Source organism: Rhizobium sp. SRI_017 (assembly GCF_057586295.1).
The window spans coordinates 16,949-32,791 of the sequence record NZ_JBYCZP010000006.1 but is presented as its reverse complement, the minus strand read 5'-3'; the positions used below and the strand labels follow the sequence as shown (position 1 = coordinate 32,791).

General features: G+C 62.3%; 20 protein-coding genes. 11 read left to right on the top strand and 9 right to left on the bottom strand.

The window, feature by feature from the left end; translation table 11 throughout:
- The first annotated feature begins 377 nt into the window (after positions 1–377).
- Entirely contained in the window at positions 378–809 is a 432-nt protein-coding gene (locus AC2YI2_RS14985; RefSeq protein ID WP_487387288.1) for a hypothetical protein, read from the top strand.
- A complete protein-coding gene (locus AC2YI2_RS14980; RefSeq protein WP_487387287.1) occupies positions 806–1,426 on the top strand; it encodes an alpha-ketoglutarate-dependent dioxygenase AlkB family protein in 621 nt (206 codons plus the stop codon). Before AC2YI2_RS14985 ends, AC2YI2_RS14980 begins: the two co-directional genes overlap by 4 nt.
- An 8-nt stretch (positions 1,427–1,434) precedes the next feature.
- Here the strand turns inward: AC2YI2_RS14980 and coaA are convergent, their stop codons facing one another.
- Genes coaA through hisF form a run of 3 tightly spaced genes read right to left on the bottom strand, consistent with a single transcriptional unit; the run spans position 1,435 to position 3,540 of the window.
- Positions 1,435–2,430 carry a type I pantothenate kinase gene (coaA, locus tag AC2YI2_RS14975; RefSeq protein ID WP_487387286.1) on the bottom strand — a complete coding sequence of 332 codons (996 nt, stop codon included), beginning with the start codon at positions 2,428–2,430 and terminating at the stop codon, positions 1,435–1,437.
- Positions 2,430–2,750, bottom strand: coding sequence for a phosphoribosyl-ATP diphosphatase (locus AC2YI2_RS14970; RefSeq protein WP_487387285.1), 321 nt, complete (start codon positions 2,748–2,750; stop codon positions 2,430–2,432). The genes coaA and AC2YI2_RS14970 overlap by 1 nt, the downstream gene beginning before the upstream one ends.
- Before the next feature lie 13 nt (positions 2,751–2,763).
- Complete coding sequence (gene hisF, locus AC2YI2_RS14965) at positions 2,764–3,540, bottom strand: imidazole glycerol phosphate synthase subunit HisF (RefSeq protein WP_487387284.1); 777 nt, start codon at positions 3,538–3,540, stop codon at positions 2,764–2,766.
- A 277-nt stretch (positions 3,541–3,817) separates the two neighbouring features.
- Between hisF and recQ the strand changes: the two genes are divergently transcribed.
- The gene (recQ, locus tag AC2YI2_RS14960) at positions 3,818–5,677 is read left to right on the top strand and encodes a DNA helicase RecQ (protein WP_487387283.1); all 1,860 of its coding nucleotides are present in this window, start codon (positions 3,818–3,820) and stop codon (positions 5,675–5,677) included.
- Positions 5,678–5,819: 142 nt separating this feature from the next.
- On the opposite strand, the gene AC2YI2_RS14955 is transcribed toward recQ, so the two are convergent.
- The 5 genes from AC2YI2_RS14955 to hisB are packed head-to-tail and all read right to left on the bottom strand — an operon-like array spanning position 5,820 to position 8,613.
- The gene (locus AC2YI2_RS14955; protein WP_487387282.1) at positions 5,820–6,128 is read right to left on the bottom strand and encodes a hypothetical protein; all 309 of its coding nucleotides are present in this window, start codon (positions 6,126–6,128) and stop codon (positions 5,820–5,822) included.
- Positions 6,128–6,853: a 1-(5-phosphoribosyl)-5-[(5-phosphoribosylamino)methylideneamino]imidazole-4-carboxamide isomerase gene (gene hisA / locus AC2YI2_RS14950; RefSeq protein ID WP_487387281.1), complete on the bottom strand. Its 726-nt coding sequence runs from the start codon at positions 6,851–6,853 to the stop codon at positions 6,128–6,130. Before hisA ends, AC2YI2_RS14955 begins: the two co-directional genes overlap by 1 nt.
- A 28-nt stretch (positions 6,854–6,881) precedes the next feature.
- Entirely contained in the window at positions 6,882–7,532 is a 651-nt protein-coding gene (gene hisH, locus AC2YI2_RS14945) for an imidazole glycerol phosphate synthase subunit HisH (protein ID WP_487387280.1), read from the bottom strand.
- Entirely contained in the window at positions 7,532–8,008 is a 477-nt protein-coding gene (locus AC2YI2_RS14940) for a DUF2628 domain-containing protein (RefSeq protein ID WP_487387279.1), read from the bottom strand. The genes hisH and AC2YI2_RS14940 overlap by 1 nt, the downstream gene beginning before the upstream one ends.
- Complete coding sequence (gene hisB, locus AC2YI2_RS14935) at positions 8,008–8,613, bottom strand: imidazoleglycerol-phosphate dehydratase HisB (RefSeq protein ID WP_487387278.1); 606 nt, start codon at positions 8,611–8,613, stop codon at positions 8,008–8,010. Before hisB ends, AC2YI2_RS14940 begins: the two co-directional genes overlap by 1 nt.
- A gap of 368 nt (positions 8,614–8,981) precedes the next feature.
- On the opposite strand from hisB, the gene hslV reads away from it, so the two are divergent.
- The 8 genes from hslV to AC2YI2_RS14895 all read left to right on the top strand — a co-directional run bounded on the left by hslV (position 8,982) and on the right by AC2YI2_RS14895 (position 15,305).
- Positions 8,982–9,539, top strand: coding sequence for an ATP-dependent protease subunit HslV (hslV, locus tag AC2YI2_RS14930; protein ID WP_487387277.1), 558 nt, complete (start codon positions 8,982–8,984; stop codon positions 9,537–9,539).
- Complete coding sequence (locus tag AC2YI2_RS14925; protein ID WP_487387276.1) at positions 9,529–10,065, top strand: GNAT family N-acetyltransferase; 537 nt, start codon at positions 9,529–9,531, stop codon at positions 10,063–10,065. The genes hslV and AC2YI2_RS14925 overlap by 11 nt, the downstream gene beginning before the upstream one ends.
- Positions 10,062–11,366, top strand: coding sequence for an ATP-dependent protease ATPase subunit HslU (gene hslU, locus AC2YI2_RS14920; RefSeq protein ID WP_487387275.1), 1,305 nt, complete (start codon positions 10,062–10,064; stop codon positions 11,364–11,366). The genes AC2YI2_RS14925 and hslU overlap by 4 nt, the downstream gene beginning before the upstream one ends.
- Before the next feature lie 75 nt (positions 11,367–11,441).
- A complete protein-coding gene (locus tag AC2YI2_RS14915; RefSeq protein ID WP_487387274.1) occupies positions 11,442–11,804 on the top strand; it encodes a hypothetical protein in 363 nt (120 codons plus the stop codon).
- A gap of 125 nt (positions 11,805–11,929) precedes the next feature.
- Positions 11,930–12,271 carry a hypothetical protein gene (locus tag AC2YI2_RS14910; protein WP_487387273.1) on the top strand — a complete coding sequence of 114 codons (342 nt, stop codon included), beginning with the start codon at positions 11,930–11,932 and terminating at the stop codon, positions 12,269–12,271.
- 131 nt (positions 12,272–12,402) lie between these two features.
- Positions 12,403–12,903: a hypothetical protein gene (locus AC2YI2_RS14905; protein WP_487387272.1), complete on the top strand. Its 501-nt coding sequence runs from the start codon at positions 12,403–12,405 to the stop codon at positions 12,901–12,903.
- A gap of 69 nt (positions 12,904–12,972) precedes the next feature.
- Positions 12,973–13,914 (top strand): DUF1402 family protein, encoded by a 942-nt coding sequence (locus AC2YI2_RS14900; protein ID WP_487387271.1) that lies wholly within the window; start codon positions 12,973–12,975, stop codon positions 13,912–13,914.
- Complete coding sequence (locus AC2YI2_RS14895; RefSeq protein ID WP_487387270.1) at positions 13,914–15,305, top strand: cytochrome P450; 1,392 nt, start codon at positions 13,914–13,916, stop codon at positions 15,303–15,305. Before AC2YI2_RS14900 ends, AC2YI2_RS14895 begins: the two co-directional genes overlap by 1 nt.
- On the opposite strand, the gene AC2YI2_RS14890 is transcribed toward AC2YI2_RS14895, so the two are convergent.
- Complete coding sequence (locus tag AC2YI2_RS14890) at positions 15,271–15,804, bottom strand: hypothetical protein (protein WP_487387269.1); 534 nt, start codon at positions 15,802–15,804, stop codon at positions 15,271–15,273. The genes AC2YI2_RS14895 and AC2YI2_RS14890 overlap by 35 nt on opposite strands.
- Between the last annotated feature and the right edge of the window lie 39 nt (positions 15,805–15,843).

Here is a 15,843-nt window from a genome sequence, read left to right as displayed (position 1 = left end):
AAGGGCCTGGCGTGCCTGTGAGGCATAGGAGGCATTCGAATGCCAGCCGGGGGTGATGGACCGGCACTTCCGGACTGCCAGCGATGGAGGACGGAGGAACATCGTGGGCGTGGAGGCTGAGCAAGCGTCTGCGTACCCAAGGCATTCGGTGACGCAGAGGGACCGGAGTTGCGCGGGAAGAACCACCGAACGGGGCACGGAAACGCGCCTTATCGGCTGCCGCGAGGCAGTCATTACTAACGTGGCACGATTTCGTGCCCCGGCCGATATCCTTTGCGAAAGCGGGGGGATCGGGAGCGAGAATGGCCAGAACCCGGAAGCAAATCGGCTTGCCGGGCGTTCGATGCTGCGCCACAAGGGGATTAGAGGAGACTGACATGACGAGATTTCTTGCAGCTACCGCTCTCGCGATGACGATGATGACCGCCGCCCTTGCAGGCGAAGTTCATGAGCCGGCGAAAGGATCGGCCGAGCGCAAGGCGATCCTCGATGCCATCCGCCCGGCCATCGAGGCGCAGATGCGCACGGAGGTCGAATTCCAGATCAACATCATGCTCAGCGACGGCGACTGGGCCTTTGTCGCCGCCAATCCGCAGCGTCCCGGCGGTGGCGAGATCGATCCCGAAACCACTGCTTTTGCGGGCAAGTCCGACATGATGGATGGCCTCACCACCTATGCGCTGGTTCGCTTCGCCGACGGTCGCTGGAACCATGTGGATGACATCGTTGGTCCGATGGATGTCGCCTATATGAGCTGGCTCGAGCAATATCAGGTGCCGAAGACGGTTCTCGGCATGGAGCAGCAATGAAGTCGCCGCTTCCCCCGGGCGTCCGCCACCTGCCCGGTCATCTCGACAAGGCGAACCAGGAGGCGCTCGTCGAGGTCGTCAGGGCGATCGTCGTCGAGGCGCCGCTCTATACGCCCACCATGCCGAAATCAGGCAAGGAAATGTCCGTCCGCATGACCAATTGCGGCTCGCTTGGCTGGGTGACCGACAAGGAGCATGGTTATCGCTATCAGCCGACCCATCCCGTCACCGGCAAGCCCTGGCCCGCGATTCCCGACATCCTGCTCGATATCTGGCGGGATACGGCGGAGAGCGATGTCGAGCCCGAGGCCTGCCTGATCAACTACTATGATCCCACAGCCAGGATGGGCCTGCACCAGGACCGCGACGAACGCGAATTCTCCGCGCCGGTCCTCTCCATCTCGCTCGGCGATGATTGCCTGTTTCGCGTCGGCGGCGTCAGGCGCGACGATCCGACCACGTCCTTCCGCCTTTCGAGCGGCGACGTCGTGGTCATCGGCGGCGAGGGGCGCCTCGCCTTCCACGGCGTCGACCGAATCTATCCCGGCACGTCGATGCTGCTGAAACGCGAGGGGCGGATCAATCTCACTTTGCGACGGGTGAATCCGGCGAAGTGATTTTTCACCTAAAGTTTGCGCAGCGAAACCTGCTCGACCAGATGGTCCTTACCCTTGCGCAGGATAAGATCCGCCCGCGGCCGGGTCGGCAGGATGTTGCGCCGGAGGTTCTTCAGATTGATGTTCTTCCAGAGATATTCCGCCCGCTCCAGCGCCGCCTCGTCGGTAATTTCGGAATAGCGGTGGAAGTAGGATTTCGGATCGACGAAGGCGGTTTTTCTCAGCCGCATGAAGCGATCGACATACCAGCGATGGATCTGCGCCTCGTCGGCGTCGATATAGATCGAGAAATCGAAGAAATCCGACACCATCGGTACGATCTTGCCGTCGGCCGGCAGATCCCGCGACTGCAGAACGTTGATGCCCTCGAAGATGAGGATGTCCGGCCGGTCGACGATCTGGACCTTGTCCGGCAGCACGTCATAGGTCAGATGCGAATAAAGCGGCGCCGGCACGCCCGCCTGCCCGGCCTTGATCGCGGAGAGGAATTTCAACAGCGAGGGCATGTTGTAGCTCTCGGGAAAGCCCTTCCGCTCCATCAGATCGTGTTCTTCGAGATAGGCGTTCGGCTGCAGGAAGCCGTCCGTCGTGATCAGGTCCACCTTCGGGCTCGTCGGCCAGCGCGACAAGAGTTCCTTGAGCACGCGGGCCGTCGTCGACTTGCCCACCGCCACCGATCCGGCAATACCGATGATGAAGGGCGTCTTCTGGTCGAAGGCCAGATTGAGGAAGTGCTTGCGCTGCGCGAACAGGATCTGCGACGACTCGACATGGGCCGAAAGCAGGCGCGACAGCGAGAGATAGATGCGCCGGACTTCCTCGAGGTCGATCGGGTCGTTGAGCGACCTGAGCCGCGTGACTTCGTCGGCAGTGAGCGTCAGCGGCGTATCGGCGCGGAACTGCGCCCATTCGGCGGCAGTAAAGAAGCGATAGGGCGAATAATCGGCATCGCGGAGGTGATCGAGGGCCACGGCTTCCCTGCCAATCTTCGGCTTCTGGTTCATCAGCCCTTCCTCGCTGCCTTTTCGGCAATGCCTGACTGTGTCGTACGCCGCTCGAGTTCGGCCATCACGTCGGAAAACGGGATACCGGCAATCTTGAGAACAACGAGGAGGTGGAAAATAAGGTCCGCGGCTTCGTCGGTGAGATTTTTGCGGTCGTCTGATATCGCGGCGATGACGGCCTCGACCGCTTCCTCGCCGAGCTTCTTGGCGGCCTTCTTCTGCCCGCCTGCGACCAGCTTGGCCGTCCAGGACTCCTCGGGCGACGCCGCGGCGCGCTGGGCGACGATCCTTTCGAGATCGGCGAGCGTAAATCCGCTCATCGCAACTCCCTCCTCAGTCCAGCCGCATCGCGATGCCGTGGTCCGACATATAGCGCTTCGCCTGGCCCACCGTATAGGTGCCGAAATGGAAGATCGAGGCGGCCAGAACCGCGGTGGCATGGCCATCCCGGATGCCCTCGACCATGTGATCCAGCGTGCCGACGCCGCCGGAGGCGATGACCGGCACCGGCACGGCATCGGCGATGGTGCGGGTCAGCGCAATGTCATAGCCGGTCTTCTGGCCGTCCTGGTCCATCGAGGTGACGAGCAATTCGCCTGCACCGCGCTTGACCATGGCATCGGCAAATTCAACGGCATCGAGCCCGGTCGGATTGCGGCCGCCATGGGTGAAGATTTCCCAGCGGTCGATCTCGCCCGCGGCCGAGACCTTCTTGCAGTCGAGAGAAACGACGATGCACTGATCGCCGAACTTGTCGGCGGCTTGCGCCACGAAATCGGGATCCTTCACTGCGGCCGAATTGATCGAGACCTTGTCGGCGCCGCAGAGCAGGAGCTTGCGGATATCGGTGAGCGCGCGCACGCCACCGCCGACGGTGACCGGCATGAAGCATTGTTCGGCGGTGCGGGCGACGACATCGAAGATCGTCTCGCGATTGTCCGAGGAGGCGGTGATATCGAGGAAGCAGAGTTCGTCGGCGCCGGCGGCATCATAGGCGATGGCGGCTTCGACCGGATCGCCGGCATCGACGAGATTGACGAAGGAAACGCCCTTGACGACACGGCCGTCCTTGACGTCGAGGCAGGGGATTACGCGGGCCTTGAGAGTCAAACTCTGTCCTCTACGCTCATGGCTTGCAATTGCCGGCTTCATACCGGCCAAAACGCCAGATGGCGAGGAGATTCTTTGGTGCCCAGACCTGCATGCGTCGCATGCCTGCCCAGCCAGCCTCCCGCCTTATTGCCTTCCCTACACTTTTTTCCGATGAAGGGCCATTGTCGGAAAGTCGCAGCAATGTTTCAGTGGATACGAGCGCAGATAGCATGGCACAGCAGGCTTGCACCGCACGGCTGTGCCATAAGCCGCTTATCCGAGTTGAAGTGATTCCATGGCGTATAGTTCGAATTCCACCAATATTCTTTTCGACCGCACCAGCGCCCGCGATCCGCTCGATATTCTCAAGCGGATCTATGGCTATCCCGCCTTCCGGGGAAAGCAGGCCGATGTCGTGCGCCAGGTCGTTGATGGCGGCGACGCCGTGGTCCTGTTTCCGACCGGCGCGGGCAAGTCGCTCTGCTTCCAGATACCGGCACTCTGCCGCGACGGCGTTGGCATCGTCGTCTCGCCTCTGATCGCGCTAATGCGCGACCAGGTCGAGGCGCTCAAGCAGCTGGGCGTCCGGGCGGCGGCGCTCAATTCGTCGCTGACGCGCGAGGAATTCATCGACGTCAGGCGGTCGATAGACAATGGCGATCTCGACCTGCTCTATGTGACGCCGGAGCGCATCGTCACCCCGGGTTTCAAGGAGCTGATCGGCAATAGCAGGATCGCGCTCTTTGCCATAGACGAAGCGCATTGCGTCTCCCAATGGGGCCATGATTTCCGGCCGGAATATCGCGAACTCGGGAGCCTCGCCGAGCTCTATCCCGGCGTACCGCGCCTGGCGCTGACGGCCACCGCCGATCCGCATACCCGCGACGACATCATCGACAAGCTCGGCCTCGGCGCGGCGGAAGTCTTCACGACCTCCTTCGATCGGCCGAACATCTCCTATGAGATCGTCGAGCGCGACCAGCCGCGCCAGCAGTTGCTGCGCTTCCTCGAGCGCCACAAGGGTTCGAGTGGCATCGTCTATTGCCTGTCGCGCGCCAAGGTCGAGGATATCTCGGACTGGCTGAACACCCAGGGGATCCGATCCCTGCCCTATCACGCCGGCATGGACCGGGCTCTGCGCGACGCCCACCAGGATGCCTTCCTCAAGGAAGAAGATCTCTGCCTCGTCGCCACCGTCGCCTTCGGCATGGGCATCGACAAGCCCAATGTCCGCTATGTCGCCCATCTCGACCTGCCGGGCTCGGTCGAGGCCTATTACCAGGAGACCGGCCGCGCCGGCCGCGACGGCCTGCCGTCGGAGGTCTGGATGGCCTATGGCATGGCCGATGTGATCCAGCGCGCCCGGATGATCGACGAGGGCAATTCGGCCGATGATGTCAAACGCGTCGAGCGCGCCAAGCTCAATGCCCTGCTCGGCATCTGCGAGACGGCGGGCTGCCGCCGCCAGGCGATCCTCGCCCATTTCGGCGAGGTGCATGCCGGCCAGTGCGGCAATTGCGACACCTGCATCAAACCCGTCGATACCTGGGACGGCACCGATGCCGCGATCAAGGCGCTGGCGGCGATCTACCGAACCGGCGAGCGCTTCGGCACCGGCCATCTCATCGACGTGCTGCTCGGCCATGAAAACGAGAAGACCAGCCGCTTCGGTCATACCGGCATGCCGGTCTTCGGCGCCGGCAAGGATATTTCGTCTCGCACATGGCAATCCGTCTATCGCCAGCTCCTCGCGAGCGGCTTGATCAGCGTCGACCACAATGCTTTCGGCGCATTGAAACTGACGCCCGATGCCCGCGCCGTCTTCAAGCGCGAACGCGAAATCCGCTTCCGCCACGACCGGCCGACCAAGGGCAAGGCGGCGAAGAGCAGTTCGTCGAGTTCCGCCAATGCGAAGGCAGCGCTGCAGGGTTCGGACGTCGAGCTTTTCGAGGCGCTACGAAAGAAGCGGACCGAGATCGCCAAGGACCTGGCCGTGCCGCCCTATGTGGTTTTTCCGGACACGACGCTGGTGGCATTTGCCAAGGAACGGCCAGTCGATGAGGACGAGATGCTGGGCATTTCGGGGGTAGGACAGTCGAAGCTTGAGCGGTACGGGGATGAGTTTCTGAAGGTGATCAGGGCGTTCGAGGAGTAGGAAAGGGAATGTCAGTTTTCGACGGCCGATCTGATTACAAAGTTTTCGCGAATGCTTTTGCCAGCGGACCGTTCTGCTTCGCCAGCCGGCAGAATCCGGGTTTTTCGCCCGGCGCCATCGTGGCCCACAGCTCTTCGCGGATTTAAATGAGCACTTTTGGGTCCTCAGCACTTTGCAACTGCCAACCCACCGCGAAATCCGCTTCGCTTTCGGGCAGAGCGATATTCAAATCAGTCCTGACGAAGTCTTTGGGGTTTGTAAACGGCTCGGTTGGACGCTGGTCCCATTCCGGCACTTCTGGGGTTGGGCACCGATTGTAAAGCCAGACATCTGCCATGATCGCGCCGTCCGAGGCACGAAGATAGGCGTAGGAGACCCGTCCATCATCGTCGATGACAATGGTGCATCCTGTCTGGCTATCCCTAAACTGGACAAGGATGTCGACCGTCATCAGCGCCTCAAGATCTGCAGCGCCTCACCCGGATCAATCCGCCCGTCATACAGCGCCCGCCCCGAAATCGCGCCTTCCAGGATCGCCGCATCCGGCTCCGCCAACCGCCTGATATCATCCAGCGACGCCAGCCCGCCTGAGGCAATCACCGGGATCGAGGTCGACCTCGCCAGTTCCAGCGTCGAATTCCAGTTGATGCCCGCGAGGATGCCGTCGCGGTCGATGTCGGTATAGATGATCGCCGCCACGCCGGCGCCCTCGAAACGCTTAGCCAGCTCAATGATGCCGAGCTCGGAGGCTTCCGCCCAGCCCTCGACCGCCACCTTGCCGCCCTTGGCATCGATGCCGACGGCGACCTTGCCGGGGAAGAGTTTGCAGGCCTCGATCACCAGATCAGGATCGCGCACGGCCACCGTGCCGAGGATGACGCGGGAGAGGCCCTTGGCAAGCCAGGCCTCGATATGGGCGATGGTACGGATGCCGCCGCCGAGCTGGACCGGGTTCTTCGTGGCTTTCAGAATCCCTTCGACGGCCGCGCCATTGACGCTCTCGCCGGCGAAAGCGCCGTTGAGGTCGACGACATGCAGCCATTCGAAGCCCTGGTCCTCGAAAGCCTTGGCTTGGGCGGCGGGATCGGGATTGTAGACAGTCGCCTGCTCCATGTCGCCGAGCTTGAGGCGCACGCATTGGCCATCTTTCAGGTCGATCGCGGGGAAGAGGATCATGTCAGGTGGACCTTTTAAACGGGCTTTCTCAGGGTGCCCATTTCAGGAAATTGCCGATCAGGCGTAGACCCAGTGTCTGGCTCTTTTCCGGATGGAACTGGGCGCCGGCCATGTTGGCGCGGGCGACGAAGGCGGTGACCGGACCGCCGTAATCGGCTGTGGCGATCACGGTTTCCGGCTTCTCCGCCGCGAGATGATAGGAATGGACGAAATAGGCATGCAAACCGGTCTCGCCGGTCGGAATGCCGTCGAACAGCACATGCGGATGGGCGAGTTCCAGCGTGTTCCAGCCGATCTGCGGGATCTTGAGGTTGGGATCGGAGGGCTCGATCAGCTTCACGTCGCCGGGAATCCAGCCGAGACCCTGGGTGACGGTCTTTTCCAGACCGCGCGAGCTCATCAGCTGCATGCCGACGCAGATGCCGAGGAAGGGCCGTGCTTTCGCCTCGACGACGTCGCGCAATGCCGCGACCATGCCCGGCACGGCATCGAGGCCGCGACGGCAGTCGGCATAGGCGCCAACCCCAGGCAGCACGATGCGGTCGGCGGTGGCGACACGCTCGGCCTTGTCCGTCAGGTCGATCTCGGCATCGACGCCGGTTTCACGTGAAGCGCGCTCGAAAGCCTTGACTGCGGAACGGAGATTGCCCGAGCCGTAGTCGATGATGGCGACCCGCATCAGCGGTCTCCCTGCGGCCCGATCAGGCCGAGTGCGACGGCATTGTTCTGCCCGAGCGGCTTGGCGGTCGGCAGCGATGGAAGCGGCTCGGTCGGCCGGCGCCTGCTGGCAGCCGCCTTCTCGGCGAAATAGATTGCCTCCGCATCAGCAACATTCTCGGCTGCCATCACCCGGTCGATCTGCCAGCCGAGACGTTCGAACCTGCCCGCCCGCGCCAGCCCGCCCTCAAGTGACACCCAGAGGCTGAGCAGGAAGGAGAAGGCGATCGGCACCGTGTCGAGCTCATATTGCTCGGCAACGAAGATCGACACGAGATAGAGCGCGACGGCGATGGCTGCCGCCAGCCAAAGGCGGCGAAACAGCAGCCAGGGCAGCGGAAACAGGAAGGCGAGCCACGAAAAGCCGTCGCGGATGAAGACCGTATCGCGGTCCGGATCGACCGCGGCGGGCGCCGTCATCACATAATAGCTCTTCATCAGAGCGTTCCCTTGGTCGAGGGAATGCGGCCGGCCTGGCGCGGATCGATCTCGGTCGCCGTGCGCAGCACCCGGGCCACGGCCTTGAAGCAGGTCTCGGAAATGTGGTGGTTGTTGGCGCCGTAGATGTTCTGGATATGCAGCGTGATGCCGGCATTCATCGCCAGGGCCTGGAAGAATTCGCGCACCAGTTCGGTGTCGAACGTGCCGATCTTCGGCGAGGTGAAGGCGACGTTCCAGACCAGGAACGGCCGGCCCGAGACGTCGATGGCGGCCCTGGTCATGGTCTCGTCCATGGCCAGATCGAGCGAGGCATAACGGGTGATGCCGCGCCGGTCGCCGAGTGCCTTGGCGATGGCAAGGCCGATCGCGATGCCGGTGTCTTCGACCGTGTGATGGTCGTCGACATGAACGTCGCCCTTGGCTTCGATTTCCATGTCGATCAGCGAATGGCGCGACAGCTGGTCCAGCATGTGGTCGAAGAAACCGACCCCGGTCAAGATCGTGTTGGCGCCGGTCCCGTCGATATTGACGGTCACGGAGACCTGCGTCTCGTTGGTCTTGCGGGAAATCGTCGCCTGGCGCGTCGCGCTCGTCTCTGCCATGGAGGCTCCATCCTGTTTGGGAGGATATTACGGGCGGTCAATAACAGGGGCAATTTGAAATATCCAGCGCGCTCTTGCTCCCTCTTCTCCCCAGCGGGGAGAAGGTGGCCCGAAGGGCCGGATGAGGGGGTGCGCGAAGCACCAAGTGCTATGGGCCTTCGGCACCCCCTCATCGCTTCGCATGCGCTCGGCACTCACCGGGGTCGAGACACTTGTCTCGCCCCGTCCTTCGGACCCCCGCTGGGGAGAAGAGGGAGCCTGCCTCAGCGCCTTGACTCCGCCAATCTGCCTCCGGATTGCATTTCCAGCCCCCAAGCCTACATATCAGCGGAAAGCGGCCATATCGGCCGAGAACCAAGAGTTTTGACATGAGTGAACACAATCCCTTCGGCGACATGCATGCCACCACCATCATCACCGTCCGCAAGGATGGCCAGGTGGTGATGGCGGGCGATGGCCAGGTTTCGCTCGGCCAGACGGTGATGAAGGGCAATGCCCGCAAGGTGCGCCGTCTTGCCAAGGGCGAGGTGATCGCCGGTTTTGCCGGTGCCACGGCCGATGCCTTCACCCTGCTCGAGCGGCTCGAAGCCAAGCTCGAGCAATATCCCGACCAGTTGCAGCGCGCCTGCGTCGAGCTCGCCAAGGACTGGCGGACCGACAAGTATCTGCGCCGGCTCGAAGCGATGATGCTGGTGGCCGACAAGTCGATCACGCTGGCCGTCACCGGCAATGGTGATGTGCTGGAACCGGAGCATGGCACGATGGCGATCGGCTCCGGCGGCAACTATGCCTTTGCCGCCGCCCGTGCGCTGATGGATTCGGACAAGTCGGCCGAGGAAATCGCCCGTAAGGCCATGGGCATCGCCGCCGATATCTGTGTCTATACCAACCACAATGTGGTGGTGGAGAAGCTGGATGCCTCTTGATTCCACTCGGATCGGCTTCGCTCCCGTCGAGCCTGCGCATTATGCGCTGCTCGGCAACTGGTTGGCCGCACCGCATATGCGGGAGTGGTGGGGCGATCCGGACGAGGAACTCGGCTTCATCAGGGACATGGTCGAGGGCCGTGATACGACGCGCCCCTTCATGATCCTGCTCGACGGCGAGCCGGTGGGCTATATCCAGTATTGGTTCATCGGCCATCACCAGAACGAGGAATGGATCAAGGACAATCCATGGCTCATGGCGCTGCCCCCGGAGAGCGTCGGCGTCGATCTCTCGATCGGCGATGCAGAAAAGCTGTCACAGGGCATCGGCTCGGCGGCACTGCATGAATTCGTCACCAAGCTGCGCGTCGAAGGCCATGCCACCATCATCATCGATCCCGATCCAGCCAATGTTCGCGCCGTGCGTGCCTATGAGAAGGCCGGCTTCACGCCGATCCCAGAGCTCGTGGGCCGCAGCGGCGACGACGTGCTGATCATGCAACATCATCTGAAAGCGATAGAATGACCACCTTTACCCCCCGCGAGATCGTCTCCGAGCTCGACCGCTACATTATCGGCCAGAAGGACGCCAAGCGCGCCGTCGCCATCGCGCTGCGCAATCGCTGGCGCCGCCAGCAGCTGACCGGCGATCTGCGCGATGAGGTCATGCCGAAGAACATCCTGATGATCGGACCGACCGGCGTCGGCAAGACCGAGATTTCCCGCCGCCTGGCCAAGCTCGCCGGCGCCCCCTTCATCAAGGTCGAGGCGACGAAATTCACCGAAGTCGGCTATGTCGGCCGTGACGTCGAGCAGATCATCCGCGACCTCGTCGAGGTCGGAATCACCCTGGTGCGCGAGAAGAAGCGCGCCGAAGTGAAAGCCAAGGCGCATATCAATGCCGAGGAGCGTGTGCTCGACGCACTGGTCGGCGCGACGGCCTCGCCCGCGACACGTGACAGCTTCCGCAAGAAGCTGCGCGCCAATGAACTCGACGACAAGGAAATCGACATCGAGGTCGCCGACACATCAGGTGGTCCGGGCTTCGAACTGCCAGGCATGCAGGGAGCCTCCGTCGGCGTCTTCAACCTCAACGACCTGCTCGGCAAGGCCATGGGCGGCCGTTCGAAGAAGGTCAAGACGACGGTCAAGGACAGCTATGGCCTGCTGGTTGCTGACGAATCCGACAAGCTGATCGATTCCGACCAGATCAACCGCGAGGCGGTGCAGTCGGCCGAGAATGACGGCATCGTGTTCCTCGACGAGATCGACAAGATCGCGGCGCGCGACGGCGGCATCGGCGCCGGCGTGTCCCGCGAAGGCGTGCAGCGCGACCTGCTGCCGCTTGTCGAAGGCACGACGGTCTCGACCAAATATGGTCCAGTCAAGACCGACCATATCCTGTTCATCGCCTCGGGCGCCTTCCACGTGTCGAAGCCATCGGACCTGCTTCCCGAACTTCAGGGCCGGCTGCCGATCCGCGTCGAGCTCAAGGCGCTGACCAAGGAAGACTTCCGCCGCATTCTCACCGAAACCGAAGCGAGCCTGATCCGTCAGTATGTCGCGCTGATGAAGACGGAAGGCGTGACGCTGAACTTCACCGAGGACGCGATCGACGCGCTCGCCGATGTTGCCGTCAAGCTCAACTCGACCGTCGAGAATATCGGCGCCCGCCGGCTGCAGACCGTGATGGAACGGGTGCTGGATGAACTGTCCTTCGATGCGCCCGACCAGGACGGCCAGGAGCATCAGATCGATGCCGCCTATGTTCAAACACATGTTGGTGAAATGGCGGCCAATACCGATCTTTCGCGTTATATTCTCTGATTGCATGCCGCCCCCATTCTTGTGGGGCGGCCATTCAGACCCTATGTGCTCAAGAGAGTTCTGGAGAATAATCCGATGAAGAAGCTTGTCCTCGTTGCCATCGCCTCGATCTTTGCCGCTACCGGCGCGGTTTCGACCGCCTCCGCTTCGCTGTCCGATCGCGACGGTACGGTGTGGCATCAGAAGAATGCAGTTCAGGTCGCCCGCGGCGGCGACAAGGGTGGCCGCAACGAGGGTGGTCGCAACGATGGTGGCCGCGGTCGTGACGCTCACCGTGACAAGAAGGGTGACAAGGTCATCTGGCGCATTCGCGACGGCAAGCATCGTCCGTTTTGGCTCTTCCGCCACGATCGCGGCGAAGATTGCTTCGTGCGGAAGATGCCGGTCGAGAATGCCGATGGCAGTGTTTCGACCAGAAGCATCCGCATGTGCGAATAAAGACACGCCTTAGCCACAGGTCCGCCACAAGCCTGTCTGTCGGATGAACGGCCACTTCAGGGCCGGTTCAACCGAGGTCACTTAGCTTCTCCTCCAGAGCATTGGCTCCCCTGGAGGAATTCCCCATGAAGAAGCTTGCATTGACCGCCCTCGCTGCCGCGATTGCACTCGGCAGCCTCGCATCCACCGCATCCGCAGACTCTCGCAACAGCAACGACGATGAATGGCGCCGTCACAGTCAGCGTGACAGCAACGACTGGGATGGCCGGCGTGACGGCGACCGCGAAGCCCGCCGCCATCACAACGATAACGACGAATGGCGGTGGCGCAACCGTCGTGACAATTGGCGTCATCACCGCCCGCACTGGACCCATCGCTACGATCGCGACGTCTGCTGGGTGAAGAAGGTTCGTCGCTACGACGATTGGGGCAATGTCTACGTCAAGCGCATCCGCGTCTGCCAGTAGCGGCCTCCGAAGACAGCCCTTATCCTGGACAGCGACCTCTCCCACGATATCGGGGGAGGTCGCGCCACATCTGGGATTGAACTCGATCCGGGCCTTCGATTAGCCTGCCCCTGATATCGAAGGCGGATGACATGTATGAGATCAAGGGCATCGTGGGTCGGCAAAACGATCTCGGCCTAGTCGCAGCGCTCGACGCCCGGTTTTGTGTTGTCGCGCTGGCACTTGAACCATACGCGCTGTTGCCACTCGATGATTCCGCCATGAAAGCCGTGCGAGAGCTCTGGGGTCTGCCTGCGCCGGATGCTCGTCCGGGCAACACGGTCGGCGTCGGCTTCTTCAAGGCATTGACCGAGCCTGTGGTTCTCGCGACGGGAGCGCAAGCGGCGCTCGCTTTCGTGGAGGCCGAGTTCTTTGGCGGTTCAGGCCAGGGTGAGGCACTGGCGATGCGCATTGGCGAGATCGCGGTCTTCGACGCGCCCGACGATCCCTGGCCGGACACAAATATCAGCCAGGCGCTCAAATGGATCGGGGTTCCGGAGCGACTTGATGTTCATCAGGACGCCTTCGATGTCCTCGGTCTCGGGCGGTTCCGGCGCAATGAACAATGGCGGACATCATTCACCCTCTCTTGAATTCGCCATCATTGCGGTACAAGCGACCAATCCGGTATAACCTTCCCAACGCCAACCGGATCTCAGCCCTTGCGCCGTCTTCTCGCCACGCTCATCGTCGCTGTCGGCTTTGCTGCCGTCTCCATTCTTCCCGTGCAGGCGGCGACGCTGGTACCGGAAGGCAACCGGCACGCGGAACAGCCTCCGGTGCCGGGCGCCTCCAAGCGCCGCACCAAGGCCGGCAAGACGACCTTCGACCTGAAATATGCCAAGGTCGTCAAGCTGCTCGCGCGCGACAAGAAACTGATTTCCAAGATCAAGTCGATCTCGAGCCAATATGGCATCGCCCCGATCCACATGGTCGGCGCCCTGGTCGGCGAGCACACCTACAATGTCGACGCCTATGACCGTCTGCAGTCCTATTATGTGAAAGCGGCCGCCTATTCGGGCGACAAGTTCCGCTTTGCCTATGAGGGGCAGTCGATCGAAGACCTGATCGCCATGCCGCAATTTTCCGATTGCAATGGCAAATCCGGCTCCTACGAACTCTGGACCTGCCGCGAGCGTGTCTGGAACAAGTCCTTCCGCGGCAAAAATGTCGGTGGGATCAGCTATCCGAAAAACCGCTTCTCGGCGGTGTTCTTCCAGCCATTCTATTCCGGCCAGACTTTTGGCCTCGGCCAGATTAACCCGCTGACGGCGCTTGAGCTTTCCGATCTGGTCAGCCGCGTCTCTGGCTATCCCAAGCTCGACGAACGGAATGCCGGCCAAGTCTATGACGCGATCATGGACCCCGACAAGTCGCTCGCCTATATGGCCGCCTCGATCAAGATGTCGATCGAGGAATACCGCAAGGTCGCCGGCGTCGATATCTCGAAGAATCCCGGCATCACCGCCACGCTCTACAATGTCGGCAATCCGCGCGAGCGGGCCTATGAACTCAAGGCACGGGGGGCGGGCGTGATGCCGGAAGAGAATTATTACGGCTGGCTGATCAACGACAAGCTGGCCGAGCTGGAAAGCCTGCTCTGATGGACATCCGGCCGGAACCCTTCGAGCCTCCGGCCCCGATCCCCAGGACGATCCCGCCGTCGCGGCTGGAAATCATCAAGGTCATGTTCCGCAATCCCCTCGAACTCTGGGGAAAGCCGAGCTACACCCTGCCCTACATGCAGGTGAAGTTCTTCGGGCAGCTCACGACGATCTGCCATGATCCGTCGCTGATCAAACACGTGCTCGTCGACAACGCGCAAAACTATGCGATGCAGCCGATCCGCCAGCTCGTGCTGCGGCCGATCCTGCGCGACGGGCTGCTGACGGCGGAGGGGGATGTCTGGAAACGGTCGCGCAAGGCGATGGCGCCGGTTTTCACGCCGCGTCACGCCCGCGGCTTCGCCGGCCAGATGCTGAAAATGTCGGAAGCCTTTGCCGAGCGCTATGCTGAGCCGGCTAAGAAAGGCGCGGAGATCAACATCGCGACTGGCATGACCGAGCTCACCTACGAGATCCTGGCCGAGACCCTGTTTTCCGGCGAGATCGCCACCGGCACCGAGGGTTTCGCCGAGCGCGTCGATTCGCTCCTGCACAATATGGGCCGCATCGATCCAATGGATCTGCTGCTCGCGCCGGCCTGGATCCCCCGCGTCACCCGCTTTCCCGGCCGCAAGGCGCTCAAGGCTTTCCGCCAGATTGTCGCCGACACGATGACGGCGCGACGGGCGAAGATGGCGGCGGGCGAGACGGTGCCCGGCGATTTCCTGACGCTTCTCCTGAAGATCGAAGGCCCCGACGGCCTGACCCGTGACGAGATCGAGGACAATATCCTCACCTTCATCGGTGCCGGCCACGAGACCACGGCCCGGGCGCTGGCCTGGGCGCTCTATTGCATCGCCGAGTCGCCCCACTTCCGCATCCTGATGGAGGAGGAGATCGACCGCGTGCTGTCCGATGGCGCCGATCCGGTCGACTGGCTCGAGCTGATGCCGCATGTCCGCGCCGCCTTCGAGGAGGCGATGCGGCTCTATCCACCGGCGCCGTCGATCAACCGCGCGCCCATCGAGGACGACACCTGGACGGCGGCCGACGGCACCAGGCTAACGCTTCCCAAGGGCGAATCGGTGCTGGTCATGCCCTGGACGCTGCACCGCCATGAGCTCTACTGGGACCGGCCGCGGCATTTCATGCCCGAGCGCTTCCTGCCCGAGAACCGCGAGAAGATCCATCGCTTCCAATACCTGCCCTTCGGCGCCGGCCCGCGCATCTGCATCGGCGCGACCTTCGCGCTGCAGGAAGCGGTGATCGCGCTCGCCGTGCTGATGAAGCGCTACCGCTTCGACGTGACCGAAAATACCAGTGCCTGGCCCGTCCAGCGCCTGACGACGCAGCCGCTCAACGGGATTGTGCTTCGGGTGTCGGCGCGCTGAGCTTGTTCTTCGGCTTGCCGATCTTCTTGATCCGGGCGCAGGTTGCTTCGGGATTGTCACAGGGCCGGTAGGTCACGATCTCGCTGCCCGACCCGTCGGCCCACACCACCTGGATCGTCAGCGTCTTCGCTTCCTGCGCGCCCAGCGTGAGATAGATATAGCGTCCCTCCGGATCGTCTGCCGGCACATTAAACGGCTGTTCCACATCGCATTCGCCGAGCGGGAAGCGCTGGTCGAGCTTATCCGAATTCACGGAATAGCGGATTTCGGACAGACGGCAGCGCATGGTCTGCAGCGCGGTGAAATAGATCAACTGCTTGCCGGAGAATTCGCGGAACTGGATCCAGCCGGGCTGGCGGTTGGCATCCAGCATCGCCTTGTAGATCTGCATATCGGGCAGTTCGGGCTTGTATTCATCCTCCTCGCTTTCCTGTGCGAAGGCCGGAAAGCTGCAGGCCGTAATGGCGAGAGCAAGAAGAAGGCGTGGGATCAGGGTCATGGCATTGTCCGGACGGTCGTGAGGCCTATCATTTTTCAT